At 71.7% G+C, this 14,548-nt stretch carries 11 protein-coding genes and 1 riboswitch; of the genes, 7 read left to right on the top strand and 4 right to left on the bottom strand.

The annotated features are described in order from the left end of the window. Positions 1-16: 16 nt before the first annotated feature. Positions 17-95: riboswitch (S-adenosyl-L-homocysteine riboswitch) on the bottom strand. A 56-nt stretch (positions 96-151) separates the two neighbouring features. The 3 genes from EIZ45_RS00080 to EIZ45_RS00090 form a co-directional block, all read right to left on the bottom strand. Continuing rightward, positions 152-1,213 carry a DNA polymerase IV gene (locus EIZ45_RS00080; RefSeq protein ID WP_134661791.1) on the bottom strand — a complete coding sequence of 354 codons (1,062 nt, stop codon included), beginning with the start codon at positions 1,211-1,213 and terminating at the stop codon, positions 152-154. A gap of 380 nt (positions 1,214-1,593) precedes the next feature. Next, a complete protein-coding gene (locus EIZ45_RS00085; protein WP_037811598.1) occupies positions 1,594-1,857 on the bottom strand; it encodes a DUF3040 domain-containing protein in 264 nt (87 codons plus the stop codon). A 157-nt stretch (positions 1,858-2,014) separates the two neighbouring features. After that, positions 2,015-2,779, bottom strand: coding sequence for a right-handed parallel beta-helix repeat-containing protein (locus EIZ45_RS00090; RefSeq protein WP_134661790.1), 765 nt, complete (start codon positions 2,777-2,779; stop codon positions 2,015-2,017). A 153-nt stretch (positions 2,780-2,932) separates the two neighbouring features. Here EIZ45_RS00090 and EIZ45_RS00095 point away from each other — a divergent pair, with 153 nt between their 5' ends. The 4 genes from EIZ45_RS00095 (at position 2,933) to ribA (ending at position 7,488) form a co-directional block, all read left to right on the top strand. Beyond that, entirely contained in the window at positions 2,933-4,714 is a 1,782-nt protein-coding gene (locus EIZ45_RS00095; protein ID WP_167756298.1) for a serine/threonine-protein kinase, read from the top strand. Continuing rightward, positions 4,711-5,535 (top strand): FHA domain-containing protein, encoded by an 825-nt coding sequence (locus EIZ45_RS00100; RefSeq protein WP_134661788.1) that lies wholly within the window; start codon positions 4,711-4,713, stop codon positions 5,533-5,535. Before EIZ45_RS00095 ends, EIZ45_RS00100 begins: the two co-directional genes overlap by 4 nt. Before the next feature lie 88 nt (positions 5,536-5,623). Next, positions 5,624-6,370 carry an FHA domain-containing protein gene (locus EIZ45_RS00105; RefSeq protein ID WP_134661787.1) on the top strand — a complete coding sequence of 249 codons (747 nt, stop codon included), beginning with the start codon at positions 5,624-5,626 and terminating at the stop codon, positions 6,368-6,370. Positions 6,371-6,852: 482 nt separating this feature from the next. Beyond that, complete coding sequence (ribA, locus tag EIZ45_RS00110; protein ID WP_134661786.1) at positions 6,853-7,488, top strand: GTP cyclohydrolase II; 636 nt, start codon at positions 6,853-6,855, stop codon at positions 7,486-7,488. On the opposite strand, the gene EIZ45_RS00115 is transcribed toward ribA, so the two are convergent. Next, positions 7,472-10,561: a discoidin domain-containing protein gene (locus EIZ45_RS00115; protein ID WP_134661785.1), complete on the bottom strand. Its 3,090-nt coding sequence runs from the start codon at positions 10,559-10,561 to the stop codon at positions 7,472-7,474. The genes ribA and EIZ45_RS00115 overlap by 17 nt on opposite strands. 186 nt (positions 10,562-10,747) lie before the next feature. On the opposite strand from EIZ45_RS00115, the gene EIZ45_RS00120 reads away from it, so the two are divergent. The 3 genes from EIZ45_RS00120 (at position 10,748) to EIZ45_RS00130 (ending at position 14,548) form a co-directional block, all read left to right on the top strand. Beyond that, the gene (locus EIZ45_RS00120; protein WP_134661784.1) at positions 10,748-11,512 is read left to right on the top strand and encodes a sulfite exporter TauE/SafE family protein; all 765 of its coding nucleotides are present in this window, start codon (positions 10,748-10,750) and stop codon (positions 11,510-11,512) included. A gap of 238 nt (positions 11,513-11,750) precedes the next feature. Then, positions 11,751-12,101: a hypothetical protein gene (locus EIZ45_RS00125; protein WP_134661783.1), complete on the top strand. Its 351-nt coding sequence runs from the start codon at positions 11,751-11,753 to the stop codon at positions 12,099-12,101. A gap of 194 nt (positions 12,102-12,295) precedes the next feature. Beyond that, positions 12,296-14,548: a xanthine dehydrogenase family protein molybdopterin-binding subunit gene (locus EIZ45_RS00130; protein ID WP_134661782.1), complete on the top strand. Its 2,253-nt coding sequence runs from the start codon at positions 12,296-12,298 to the stop codon at positions 14,546-14,548.

Raw genomic sequence — 14,548 nt, forward strand, 5'->3', positions numbered from 1 at the left:
CACGCGACACCTCCTGAACCAGGAGGCGCCCTTCTCTCGAAGTCCCGCGGGCCGAGCGTGGCGGGGGAAACCCCGTCGCAGCGCCTCTCGGCCCGGAGCCGCGCCCCGGCGGGCGCGTCGGTTCCACCTTGGCAAGCCCGGTCGGGACCTGTCAAGCGCGCGGGAATTCGGCGCGGACGCCGAGCAGCCGCACCGGTTTGCCGAAAGCGAAGCGGCCCAACAGGTCTTGCGCCGCCGCGGCGAGCACCGCCGGATCCGACGACGGTGCGGGCAGCGTCACGCTGTGGGTGTGGGTGAGGAACGGCGCGAACCGCACCTTGACCGCGACGCGCGCCGCCGGACGTCCCTCGTTGGCGACGTCCTGTGCGACGCGTCCGGCCAGGGTCGCGGTCTCCCTGGCGATGGCGTCCGGGTCGGTGAGGTCTTGCTGGAATGTCGTTTCCCTGCTTCGGGAACGCGCGACGTACGGGGTCGCGCTCACCTCGGCGTCGCCGATGCCGCCGGCCAGCAGCCGGTACCACGGACCCAGCTTCGGACCGAACCGCGCGGCGAGCGCGTCCGGGTCGGCGGCGGCGAGGGCGAGCACGGTGGAATACCCGGCTTCGGCGAGTTTCTTCGCGGTTTTCCGGCCGATTCCCCATAACGCGTCGGTGGGCCGTTCCGCCATGACGTCCCACCAGTTTTCCTGGGTGAGCCGGTAAATTCCGGCCGGTTTCGCGAACCCGGTTGCGAGTTTGGCGCGGAGTTTGTTGTCGCCGATTCCGACCGACGACGAAAGCCCGGTTTCCTCCTCTATGCCGCGCCGGATTTCGGCGGCGAGCGCTTCGGGATCGTCGGCGGTCGCGCCGAGGAAGGCCTCGTCCCAGCCGAGCACCTCGACGACCACCGGGAACTCCCGCAGCCGGGCCATGACGCGGTCGGAGACCTCCTGGTACGCCGGGGCGTCGACGGGGAGCAGGACGGCGTCCGGGCAGCGTTTGACGGCCAGCCGCAGCGGCATGCCGGAATCGACGCCGAACTCGCGCGCCTCGTACGACGCGGTCGCCACGACGGCGCGCTCGGCCGGATCGCCGTTCCCGCCGACGATCACCGGCCGCCCGCGCAGCTCCGGCCGCCGCGCGACCTCGACGGCGGCGATGAACTGGTCGAGGTCGACGTGCAGCACCCAATCGGACACTGGACCAGTGTGCGGTGCGCGGGCCCGGCGGCGCATCCGGAAAAGTGCGTGAGCGCCACCCTCATTGACTCTGATTGCCCATGCCAGGAACTTACAGTAAGCGGCGTGGCCTCAGTCCCGCTCGCCGTCCACAAGAGACGCCACCGCCGCCGAAATGTCCGATTTACCCTCATCTGCCCGTGTCTTGCGGGCCGTGAGGGCCACCCTGAGGGAATCTGATTCCCTCAGGGTGGCCCTCACGACGGCCCGCACGTCCCGCGTCTCAGGCCAGGCGAGACCTTCGACCTGGGCGGACACGGCTCGAACGCACCTACAGCGCCGCCTTAAGCTCCTGGCATGGGGAATCAGATTTCCTGAGGGTTCCCCTCACGGACTTCTGGCGTCGCGCACCAGGGCGATGGGGCAGGGTTGCGCGCTTACCCGCGGCAGCGCGCGACGTGCGCCGCGACCCCGCCCGCCGCGGCGAAGAGGGCACAGACGGTCAGCGCCGGGCTCGACGCGGCGATCCCGGCGACCAGGAGACCGCACGCGGCGACGTCCAGCAGGATCGCGAACGCGGTCAGCAGCGCGGCTGAGCGGGCCGGTTTGCCGCGGCGCAGGGCGGCGGCCAGCTCCGGGTCGCTGGTTTCGAACCAGCGCTCGATCTTGTCCAGCTCGACGCGTTCGTGGTGACTGAGCATGGAGTCTCCTTCGGCGGCCCGCGTGCCGTCCCGGAGGAAGTACCCGCCCCGTGCCCTGGTGAACCGCGTCACCCTCGATTCACCCGACTGCCCGAACTCCGCGCGGAATCCGGCGGTTCCGGTCACGGTGCGCGGTCGGCCGGACCGTCCACAAAGGTCACGGAGCGCAAGCGGGCTCCGGTCCGGTGTAGCCCTCCCGTGACGAATCGTCGATGCCGACCTCGCACGGGATCGACGGGTCCACGCGGTTGCCTTCGACGTGGGCTCCGGTGGAGTGGATGGCCAAGCCGATCGCGTGGTCCGGGCCCGCCGCGAAGGTGTTGCCGGTGATGGTGGCCTGCTGGACGTCCTCGAACATCAGCGTCTGCGACGCCACGAGCGTTTCGCAGAAATTGTCCTTGATCAGGAAATCCGTGGTGTGGCCTTTTCCGTCGCCTTCGCCGTCGTTCGGGCCTTCCGCCATCAGGCACATGTTGTCGATTTTCTCGCAGCGGTTTCCTTCGATCTGGACGTGATTGCTCGGCGGGCTGTCGCTGGAGAAGGTCTGCATGCAGTCGGCGTGCGCGCCGTCGCGGTTCGAGGTCTGGCTGATCGTGTTGTGCTCGATGGCGATGTAGTCGCCGAAGAACCGGATGCCGTCGCCGTCTCCGCCTTGCGGGGCGGTGATTCTGGTGTTCTTCAGCGTCACGTGATTGCCGCGGATTTCGACGCCGGGCGCGGACGGTCTTTCGAGGGTGAATCCGTCGACGACGACCCAGTCGGCGTCGACGTCGATGCCGGGGACGGACCTTCCGCCGCCGGAATAGACGCGCGGGTGGTCCGGTGTGCCGCCCGCGGTGATGTGCAGCCGGGAACCGGCGTGCGCGGACGGGGCGAAAGCCGCGGCCAGCACCGCGGTGACGGCCAGGACGAGGGTGCGCATGGGTCTCCTCTTCTTCGCTCGGACGGGGGACGCGGCGAAGATAGGGCCGGGCGGCGGGAGGGGTCCCCGGGCCGCTTCCGGCGAACGCGCGTGATGCAGTATCGTTACTGCGAGTTACCTCACAGGGGTCGGACCACGCCGAGGGGAGCGTCGGTGCACGGGGACCAGCTCATCGCGGACCGGTACCGGCTGCTGGAGCGCGTCGGCAGCGGCGGCATGGGCGTCGTCTGGCGGGCGCGCGACGACCGGCTCGGCCGGGAGGTGGCGCTCAAGCAGGCGCGGCTGTCCGACGTGGTGAGCGGGCGGACGCTGCGCCGCGAGGCCCGGCTGGCGGCCGGGGTGCTGCACCCGAACGTGGTCACCTTCTTCGACGTCGCCGCCGACGGGGACGAGCTGTGGCTGGTGATGGAGTACGTCCCGGCGCGCAGCCTCGCGGAAATCCTCGCCGCGGAAGGAAGACTGCCCGCGCGCACGGTCGCCGAGATCGGCGTGCAGATCGCGGCGGCGCTCGGCGCGGTGCACGCGCACGGCATCGTGCACCGCGACGTCAAGCCGGGCAACGTCCTGATCGCCGCCGACGGCCGCGCGAAGCTCACCGATTTCGGCATCTCCCGTTCGGTCCGCACGGACGAGACGGTCACCGATTCGCCGCTCATCGGCGGCACGCCGGACTACCTCGCCCCGGAGGTTGCGCAAGGGCATCCGCCCACCGCGGCCTCGGACATTTTTTCCTTGGGGGCAACGCTTTTCGCCGCCGTCGAGGGCGCGCCGCCGTTCTCCGGCGGCAACGAGTACGCCACCATCCGCCGGGTCGCCGAGGGCGCGGTCCCGCGGGCGCGGCACGCGGACGGTCTAGCGCCGGCGCTGGAACTGCTGATGCGACGCGACCCTGCCGAACGCCCGACCGCGGTGTCGGCGGGGGAACTGCTCGCGGAAGGAATCGACGCGCTGCCGGTCGACGTGCCGAAACGGCGGCGCACCCGGCGCGGGCTGCTGCTCGCCGGAGTGGCGGCCGCGGCGGTCGCGGTCGTGGTCGCCACGTATTTCGTGACGCGCCCGGCCAAGACCGAGGCGACTCCGCCGGCGGCGCAGCCGAAGCTCGGAATCGGTCCCGACCCGCGGGCCGCCGACCCGTGCCGGCTGGTCGATCCCGCCCCGCTCAAGCCGTTCGGCGATCCGGAAGTGGTTCCCGACTACGGGAACTTCAACCGCTGCGACGTGCTCCTGCATCACGGCGACCGCGAAGCGGACGTCCTGGTGGAGCTGGAGGACCCGCCCGGTTCCGCGATCGAGGGCGCGCAGTCGAAGTCCGGTCCGTTCGCGGTTTTCGCCGCGTCGTCGCCGGACCAATGCGAGCGGACGATCCAGCTGCAGGACCGGTTCGCGGTGAAGGTGACAGCCAAGCAGAACGACGGGTACAACCTCGACCTCTGCCGGGCCGCCGACACCGCGGTCGCTTCGGCGACGAAAGCCATGGCCGCGGCTGGGGTTCCGGCGCGCGCGACGGCGTTCCCGGCGGGTTCGCTGGCGTACGTGGACGCGTGCTCGCTGCTGGACTCGATCGGGATCTCCGCCACGGCCGGGGTCGCCGCCCCGGTCCGGATCGAGCGCGGCTTCGGCGGCTGGTGGTGCGACTGGAAGAGCCCGGCGAGCGACCGTTCGGTCACCGTCATGTTCGACCGGGACCAGCCGCCGGACAGCACGACCGGCCAGCTCGTGCAGGTCGGCGGGCACGACGCGTATCTCAAGACCGACGAGTTCGCCGAGAACACCTGCCAGGCGGTCCTCGTCTACCGTTCCTACACCGACGCGCACGGGGACCAGAGGGTGGAACGCCTTCGGGTCGTGGTGCACGGAAAACCGCCCTCGGAGCGGCTGTGCGCGCCAGTGTCCACATTGGCCGGTTCGCTGGCCGGAAAGCTGCCGAAGACATGACCGCGTTTCCCGGCGGCCCGCCGGAAGAGCTGGGCCCGGACCACGGCAGCCTCGCGCACGGCGTCCCGCCCTCGCCGCCGGGCACGATCTTCGCGCTCGCGGTGACCGGCGGCGTGCGGATGCCGCCGCGCGACGGCAGGCAGGTCCTGTTCGGGCGCAACCGCGACGACGTGCACGTGTGCGTCGGCGAGGACGACCGGAAGGTCAGCCGGCAGCAGGGCTTCCTGGTGCGCCGCCGGGATTCCTGGTGGATCCACAACACCGGGAAGCTGCCGATCCGGCTGCCCGGTTCGCGGCTGCTGTTCCCCGAGGAGGAACCGGTGCCGCTGGCCGAGGGCTACACCGCGGCGTTCGTGCGCGGTTCGGCCGGGCGCGAGCACCTGCTGGAGGTGTACGTCGCGGGCGCGGACGGCCGCCGTCCGGATTCGCGGCCGCAGGACGTCACCGAACCGCCGCGGATGTGGCGGCTGACGCCGGACGAACGGCTCGTTCTCGTCTCGCTCGCGCAGCGGTATCTGCTGCAGGACCAGTACCCGCAGCCGCTCGCGTGGCGGCAGGTCGCGGCGCAGCTGTCCGAGCTGAAACCGGAGGGGCGCTGGAGCGGCAAGCGCGTCGAGCATCTCGTCGGCGCCGTGCGCGCCCGGCTGGCCCGCGCCGGGGTGGCCGGGCTGACCAGGGAAGAGGTCGGCGAACCGGTCGGGAACGCGCTCAACGACAACCTCATCAAGGAACTCCTGCTGTCGACCTCGCTGGTCCCGCCGGACCTGGCTTTGCTCGAACCCGGCGATGATCCGGGAGGGGTCCCGGCCCCGCCTGCTTGACTCGCGGTGCGCGGCGGATCCGGCCCCGCGCCCCCGGCGGGCCGTCGCGGCCGACCGGGGTCCGGCAGCGGCTCCGCAGGGGGTGTCCGTGGCAGGGGAGGCGATGCGGACGCTGCCCGCGGGACACCCGAGCCTCGCGCTCGGGTTCGCGTCGCCGCCGGGCACGCTGGTGGTGCTGGGACGCGCGGGGGGAGTCCTGGTGCCGCCGGCGGCGCGGGGGCCGGTCACGTTCGGGCGGAACACCGCCGAGGTGACGGTGCCGCTCGGCGAGGACGACCGCCGGGTCAGCCGCCGCCACGGCGTGCTGGAGCGGCACGCGGGCCGGTGGTGGGTGCGGGCGACCGGCAAGGTGCCGCTGCGGCTGCCGCGGTCGCGGCTGGTGTTCGCCGGGGCCGCGCCGGTTCCGCTGCCGCCCGGCTATCTCCCGGTGTACGCGCGCGGTTCGGGGGACCGCGAGCACGTGCTGGAGATCCGGATCGCCGACGGGACGCCGTCGCCGGTCCCGGCCGGGCGGCTGCGGCCGGACGAACGGCTCGTGCTCGCGATGGTGGCGCGCGGGTTCCTGCGGCGGGAGGAACGGCCGCGCCCGGTGCCGGTCCCGCTGGCCGCGAGCCGGTTGTCCGCGCTGGATCCGGACGGCGGATGGACCTCGGAAACAGTGGCGGGGGTGCTGGATTCGGTGCGGTTCCGGTTCCGGCCGGGCTCGCCGGACGAGGATCTGGTGGCGGCGCTCGTTTCGGCCGCGGTGCTGGTGCCGCCGGACCTGGCGTTGCTGTCGCCCGAGCTGCCGCCGGTGGGGGAGGAAGGGTGGATGCCGTCCACGTGGGGGAGTTAGCCGGTCGTCCGGCCCGGCGGAGCGGAGTACGCTTGCCGCGGCCGCGATCCCGGTGCGGCCCAGATGGGCGATCGGGCGCCGGACACCGGGAGTTTCCGCCGCCCGCGCCCGTACCAGGCGATGTCGCTCCCGGATGGGCGGGGGAGCCGCAGAGGTCCGTGAGGGGAACCCTCACGGAATCAGATTCCGTGAGGGTTCCCCTCACGGACAGCTCGGTCGGGGTGCGGGCGGGGCAGGTTCGCGGGGGCGATGCCTGCGAAGCGATGCGGATCATCGGCCGTCGGCGCTGCCCTCGCCGCTGAGAAACCTCATCGGGCGGAAGCCAGCCATCCGGGGAACGAGCCGTGCGGGATCGGCGGCGAACAATTCCCGGCGTCCGGCCATGCCCGCGAGCCGACGTGACCTTGGCCGCAGTCCGGGACCGCGTTTCTGTCGGTGGTTCTGAGTAGGGTCGGAGTCACCGAGGGGAGAGGAGTTGCCCGATGACGACAGTCCCGCAGGTGCGCACGCGAGTACGGATCCCGTTGCGGTTCGGCGAAGGGCCCGCGGTCGAGTCCGAGGCGGTCACGTTCACCGGGCTGTCCGACGGGCTCGAGCATCTTGCCTTCGTGCTGGGGAAACCCGGTCCGGTGCCGTTGGTGCGGCTGCATTCGGAATGCCTCACCGGCGACGTCTTCGGATCCGCGCGCTGCGATTGCGGCCCGCAGCTGGCGGAGTCGGTCGCGCGGATTTCCGAGGCGGGCGGGTACCTGCTCTACTTGCGCCAGGAGGGTCGCGGGATCGGGCTGTACAACAAGCTCGACGCGTACGCGCTGCAGGATTCGGGACTGGACACCTACGCGGCGAATTCCGCGCTCGGCCTGCCGGAAGACGCCCGCGACTACACCGCGGCCGCGCAAATGCTCAGCCTGTTCGGCGTTCAGCAGCTCGATCTGCTGTCGAACAACCCGGACAAGGCGGCTCAGCTGGCGCGCCACGGCATCGACGTGCGAGAACGGGTCCGCACCGGGGTTTTCGCGAACGAGAACAACGTCCGGTACCTGCGCGCGAAAGCCGAGCAGACCGGGCACACGCTCGCGTTGCCGTTCGAGGACTGGCCGGCTAGTTCGGCGGTGTGAGGGCGGAGATCCGGGTGAGGCCGGCGTCGCCGCGTCGCCAGTCGAGGGTGCGGAGGGCCAGGTAGCGCACTGGCTGGGCGAGCGCGACGGAGGCGGTGCGTTTTCGGTCCGGGCGGGCAGCTTCGGCGTAGGCGAGGCCGTCGGTGCTGGTCTCGACCACGGTGGCAGGCACCCGTCCCGCGGTCCAGGCGAGTTCGACGGTCGCGATCTGCAGCGGTGCGGCTAGGTCCACCACCATCCGGCCGCCAGAGCCGGGTTGCCAGGCTGTCGCCGGGTTGTCGTCGACAGCGGCGTCTGGGCTGGTCATCCCGGGCGGCAGCGGTTCGGCGGGGAAGGTCACGGCCCCGAGCGCGCGGTCGTTCAGCGGGTACGGCCGGATCTCGGCGAAGACGACCGGCACGGTGCGGCGCGGCGGCAGCGTGACGGTGCGCGGACGGCCGCCGGTCGGGGTCACGGTCATCACCGCCGGGAGCAGCCCGGGCGGCGCGGTCAGGTCGACTCGGCTGGCGTCGTGCACTACCGCGGTCAGGCCGGGCGGGACGGCGCTGCCGGACCTGCCGCGCACGGTGAATCGGGGCGGTTCGATCCGGCCTTCGGCGGGAGCCAGTTCGTAGCTGAACGAACTGCCGGACGCGGTGACCTTTTGCGTGCCGCGGTAGAGGAGCAGGGCGGTGCGATCCTGGGGCAGGGAAGCGGTTCCGGTCGCGGCGCGGGCGGAAAGGTTGGCCAGCACCAGGAAATCGTCCGTGACGCTCGCGTGGACTCCGGAGGCGGTGGCGCGAGCGCGGCGGGCGAGCTTCGGCAGGTCCGCGCGGCCGGGGTACAGCTCGGCCAGCAGCGGCGCGGGCGCACCGGCGGACAGCGTGACGTGGTCGTTTGTGACAGTGAGCGGATTCGGGCTGGTGACGACGATTCCGGCCCGGCCGTCGATGTCGAGCCAGCCGCCGGTGCTGTGCAGTGCGGGCTTCGGATAGGTCGCGACAGGCGTCCAGGCGACGCCGTCGGGCGATGTTTCGATCCGGTACTTCCGCCCGGCTGCGGCCTCCCAGCTCAGCCGGACCCGGTCAACCCGTTGTGCCGCACCGAGATCGACGGCAAGCCAGCTGTCCGCGCGTGGACGGTCCGATGTAGACACTGCCCATCGCGTAGCCGAATTGCCGTCGGTGGCGTACTTGGCCTCCTTGCCGGGCGCGGCCGACGACGCGGACGGGGTTCCGGCCAGGGCGAGATCAGGGCCGTCGCCGTCGTGGACTTCGAATGACCAAAGCGAATAGCCGTACTGCGGATCCGGCTGCACGCCGAGCATCCGCACATGCCGCGCCGTCACTGGCGGGAAGGTCAGGTCGTCGGCGCGCGCGCCGGTCGGCCCGGACTGTGCGGGGAGCGTCACCGAGCCCTCGGCGGCGGTGTAGGTGCGGTCGCCGTCGAGGCCGGGAACGCCTGGCATGGCTAGGTTGTAGACGTTGAGCACGCCTTCGTCCGACACGACGCCGGTGCTGGCGTAGACCGCGGCGCCGGTGGGGAGGGTGGCGAGTGCGGCGTACCCGGTGTCGAACCGCAGCACGCCGAGAGTGCCGTCGAATCCGTCGCGGACCTTGCGGTATGTCGTGGCGTGGCGTTCGCGCACAGCGATGTTCGTGGCGGGCAGCAGCATCGGGTTGGCGCCGCCGAGAACGAACAGCCAGTCGTCGTGGTTCGGCTGCCAGGCGAATTTCACGAAGCCGGGTTTGGTGACGGTCGCGGCCCATGCGGCGGGGGAGCGCTGCGCCAGGAGACCCGGCCCGGTCCCGAAATCGGCGGCGCGAGCGGCGTGGGCGTCGAATTCGTCCTTGCGTACCGCGTTGACCGGGCCGCCGTGCCCGGCGCGCCATTCGTGCAGCAGGTAGCTGATGGCGAGTTCGGCGCGGGCCTCCGGTTCGTACTTGGGTTCGCCGGAGAACTTCGTGATCCGGTCGACCGGCGGGTACGCCTGGTACGGCTCCAGCCGCGCGGCCAGCTGGGCCTCGGCGTAGGCGGCGTGCCGGTCGCCGAGGACCTGCGCGCGGAAAGCCAGCGGGATGACGTCCCGGCCGTAGAGGTGTTCGCGGTCGGCGACCATCGGCATCAGCGGTTCGCCCGCGTCGCTGGTCATCAGGAGCATGGTGCGCCACAGCAGTTCGCCGTTCGGCTGCGCGGTGAGCACCTCGGGCAGCGGGACTCCGGCAGTGAGGAAGTGCATCGCGTTGCGGCCGGACGTGCGCCAGAGTTCTTCCTGGTAGTGCGGGCCGAACGAGCCGTGGTTCTCGACGAGGAACGTGTCGTACAGGTTGGTCGCGGTGTTGGCGCTGACCGGCTTTCCGTCGACGAGCCGGGGGTTCGCCAGATCCGCCGCGGGCAGGCCGCCTTCGTTGCGGCTCCAAGAACCGAAAGCCGCGCGCCATTCGGGGGCGCGCGGATCGTCCGGCGCCCAGGCGAGCGCGGGGGCGAGCGACTGCGCGTAGACGCCCATCTCTTCCAGCTTGGTGTCGCCGACGTAGCCGCCGCGCAGGCCGTTGGGCGTCCAGTCGCCGGAGGCGGGGTCGTTGCCGGTGCCGAGGCCGGCCGTGTAGGCGGCCTGTTCGGTGGCGATGCGCTCGACGTTCCGTTGCGTCGCCGCGTCGAGCTCTGTCCACAAGAGACGCGCGGCGAGCTGGAAGTAGGACTGGAAGGTGGTGTCGAAGAACAGTTTCCGGCCCCACTCGGTGCCGCCGGTGAGCCGGTTCGACGCGGCGAAGTGCTTGATGGTGGCGAGGGTGTGCGCGCGGAGAGTTTCGCGGTCGACTCCGGCGACGGCCGGGTCGTAGCCGTCGCGGGTCAGCAGGAGCGCGTTGCCGAGGACGACCGCGAAGGTGAAGTCGCGAGCCGGGTAGATCCCGGCGGCGCGGTCGAACTGCTGCTCGGCCCAGCGGGTGTGCCGGAGCAGGACCCGCAGGTAGGTCGCGGCGACGGGATCCGGAGCGGGCCGGGACGCCGCTCGCGCTGTTCCCGAGGCCAGGAGGACCACGGCTCCGGCGCCCGCGAAACCGAGCGCCTGCCGCCGGGTGAACCCGTCCATCCCGCGTCCTCCCGAACCGTTGACAACCTTGTCAGCGCGGATTCTCTGCGGCGGCCGGGCGACCGGGCAACCCTCCCGGCCGATCCCGTCCGGTTTCGGACAATGTCGTATAACGCCCTATACGTTGCGCCGATGCGCTTCGGCCCGGCTGGCGGGTGCCTGGGGACGGCATGTTGAGATGACAACGTGATCACTGGCCCCGGCGGATTCCTGCTCCTCGTGCTGGCCGGGCTCGGGGCCGGGCTGACCGGCGCGACCGCGGGCCTGGCGTCGCTGGTGTCGTATCCGGCGCTGCTCGCCGCCGGACTGCCGCCGGTCGTCGCCAACATGACCAACACCGTCGCGATGCTGGGCACGACTGCCGGTGCGGCGGTCGGTGCGCGCCCGGAGCTGAAGGGGCAAGGCCGACGGTTGCTGCCGTTGTGCCTGATCACCACGGCAGGCGGGGCGTGCGGCGGGCTGGTGCTGCTGGTCAGCTCGCCGGACGCGTTCACCGTCGTCGTGCCGTGGCTGATCGGCGGCGCGTCGGTCATGCTGATGGCCGGTCCGCGGCTGCGACGCATGGCCGAGCACAGCGAGCACCGGGGAATCGGCCCGCTCACCGGGATCGCCGCGTTCCTGGTCGGGGTGTACGGCGGGTATTTCGGGGCCGCGGCCGGGGTGCTGATGCTCGCGCTGCTGACGACGGTGTGGAGCCAGTCGCTGGCCCGCACGAACGCGGCGAAGAACATCGCGACCGGCACCGCGAACCTGATCGCCGCGCTGGTGTTCGCCTTCACCGGAAAGGTCTTCTGGCCCGCGGCGATCGCGGTGTGCCTCGGCTCGGTCGCGGGCTCGTGGCTGGGCTCGATCCTGGTGCGCTACCTGCCCGCGACGCCGCTGCGCATCGCGATCGGACTGGGCGGGCTTACTTTGGCGGTGGTGCTGGGTTGGCAGGCTTACTCGGGCTGAGCAACAGGCGGATGTCCGGCCGCGACTGCGGGGACAAGACGGAGGGGTGCCGAAATGACTCAGCCAATCGAGTTTGACTACGTCCCCGCCGCCAGAGCACTCCGGCTGCTCCAGCGCGCACACGATCGGTGGCGGGAAGATCTCGCTGCGTTCGACGGCAAACGTTTCGAGGACGGGCTGACCCGCGAGGAGGCGGGACTCCTCCTTCACGGCGGAGCCGTGGAGGCGCTCGTTTTGGGTGCGGGGCCTGTCCGATTGGCGCGACACCATGCCGGGCTACAGCGCTGGGCATATGGCCGGGGCCCGCTATGCGGTGAACCGGTCGATCCACCAGCTGGTCGATTTCACGGAGGTGGCTGGTGCGATGCGCTTCCCGTTGCGGCCTGGCAAGAGCGGCATCTTCACCACGTTCGCAGAGGTCCGTTGGGCAGGGGAGCAGTTCCTGCCTCCTGAGGACAGTGAACTGCGCGGCCAGCTCCCGCTGCGCAGAGCCTATTTGGAGCACCTCGCCGGTCAGAACATCGCGGGCACGCTGAAGTCGCTCCGGACCTGGTTCGAGGAGCGACTCCCAGCGGCGGACCCGCGGTGACGCGGAAGTCGCTTGCCGCGCCCCGGTGATCACCGAACTGCCTCAGCCGCCGACCCGGTCCGGCCCGTGCGCTATCTTCCGCCACGCCGCCGCAGACTCTCCCGCACCGCGGTTTCGGCGTGGCAGACCCGTTCGGGCTGACGCGGGGCGGCACATGCGGGCATAGTCGGCGGGGTACCCGAGCAGGAGGACAGATGAGCATTGTCGGCACCCGGGTGGTGCGCGTCGAAGACGAGAAGCTGATCACCGCGGGCGGAACGTACGTCGACGACCTCAAGGAAGAAGCGCTGGACGGCGCCGTGCACGCGGTCTTCGTGCGCAGCCCGATCGCGCACGCGCGGATCGTCGGCATCGACGTCGAGGAAGCACGCACCGCACCGGGCGTGGTCGGGGTCTACACCGCGGCCGATCTCGATCTCGGACCGGGCAAGGCCGGGCCCGTCGCCGAGCCGTACCTGGCGAAGGACGTCGTGCGGTACGTCGGCGAGGCGGTCGCGCTGGTGCTCACCGAGGAGCGGTACCAGCTCGCCGACGCCGCCGAACTGGTCGATGTGGACTACGACCCGCTGGACGCGGTCGCGGACTTCGACACCGCGCTCGCCGACGAGACGCTGGTGTTCCCGGACCACGGCACCAACGTGGTCCACACGAACGGCCCGGAGGAGTTCGACGATTCGGCGTTCGAGGGCTGCGAAGTCGTCGTCACCGAGGAAATCCTCAACCAGCGCGTGGCCCCGGCCCCGGTCGAGCCGCGCGGGGCGGCGGTCGCGTGGGGCGAGGACGGGCGGGTCACGCTGTGGCTGTCCACGCAGAACGCGCAGATCGGCCGGAGCATGGTGGCCGGCGGGCTCGGCGTCGGCGAGGACCTGGTGCGCGTGATCACGCCGGACGTCGGCGGCGGGTTCGGCGCGAAGATCGGCGCGGATCCGGAAGCGGTGCTGCTCGCCTGGGCGGCCAAGCAGGCCGGACGCGCGGTGCGGTGGGCCGAATCGCGCAGCGAGAACCTCACCTCGATGACGCACGGCCGCGCGCAGCGCAACACCGTCACCATCGGCGGCAAACGCGACGGAACCGTGCTGGCGTACCGGCTCGACGTCCTCCAGGACACCGGTGCGTACCCGCGGGCGCTGTTCCTGCCGGCGCTCACCGAGATGATGGCCCCGGGCGTCTACCGGTTCCCGGTCGTGCAGACGCGCAGCCGCGGCGTGGTCACCACGACCACGCCGATCGCGGCCTACCGCGGCGCGGGCCGTCCGGAAGCGACGGCGGCGGTCGAGCGCGCGATCGACCTGTTCGCCGCGGAAATCGGCATGGACCCGGCCGACGTGCGGCGGGTCAACTTCATCCGTCCCGAGGAATTCCCTTACCAGACACCGACTGGCGGCTCCTACGACACCGGCGAGTACGCCGCGGCGCTCGACAAGGTGCTCGACGCGGCGGGATACGCGCAGCTGCGGGAGGAACAGCAGAAGCGCCGGGCCGCCGGGGATCCGGTGGCGCTGGGGCTCGGCATCGCCGCGTACGTGGAGATCACCGGCGGCGACGCGTCGGGCGAGAGCGGCCGGGTCGACGTGCACCCGGACGGTTCGGTCACCGCGTGGACCGGCAGTTCCCCGCACGGGCAGGGGCTCGGGACGTCGCTGGGGATGCTGCTGTCGGACCAGCTGGGCGTGCCGCTGGACAAGATCACCGTCCGGCACGGCGACACCGACGAGGTCCCGCGCGCGATCGGCACGTTCGGTTCGCGGTCGCTGCAGCTCGGCGGTTCGGCGATCCGGCAGGCGGCCGAGGAGGTCGTGGCGCAGGCCCGCCAGGTCGCGGCCGAACTCCTCGAAGCCGCGCCGGACGACCTGGAGCTGGACGCCGAACGCGGCGTCTGGCAGGTCCGCGGCGCGCCGTCCAGCACCACGCTCGACTGGGCCCGCGTCGCCGCCGAGGCCGACGGGTTCACCGCGGACGTCTGGTTCGGCGACGGTGCGCCGACGTTCCCGTTCGGCGCGCACCTCGCGGTCGTCGAGGTCGACACCGAGACCGGCAAGGTCGAGGTCCGCCGGCTGGTCGCGCTCGACGACGCGGGCCCGATCGTGAACCCGCTGACCTTCCGCGGCCAGCGGCACGGCGGGCTCGGCCAGGGCATCGCGCAGGCGCTGCTCGAGGTGATGAGCTACGACGCGGACGGCAACCCGACGACGGCGACGCTGGCCGACTACTCGTTCGTCACCGCGCCCGAGCTGCCCGATTTCGAACTGGTGGACATGGAGACGCCGACGACCCGGAACCTGCTGGGGGTCAAGGGGATCGGCGAGGCGGCGACCATCGGGTCGACGCCCGCGGTGCACAACGCCGTGGTGGACGCGCTCGCCCACCTCGGCGTGGCGCACCTGGACATGCCGACCACCCCGCTGCGGGTGTGGACGGCCCTGAACGACGCTAGGAAGGCGAACTGA

It is taken from the genome of Amycolatopsis sp. CFH S0740, from assembly GCF_004522315.1.
Taxonomy (GTDB): domain Bacteria; phylum Actinomycetota; class Actinomycetes; order Mycobacteriales; family Pseudonocardiaceae; genus Amycolatopsis; species Amycolatopsis nivea.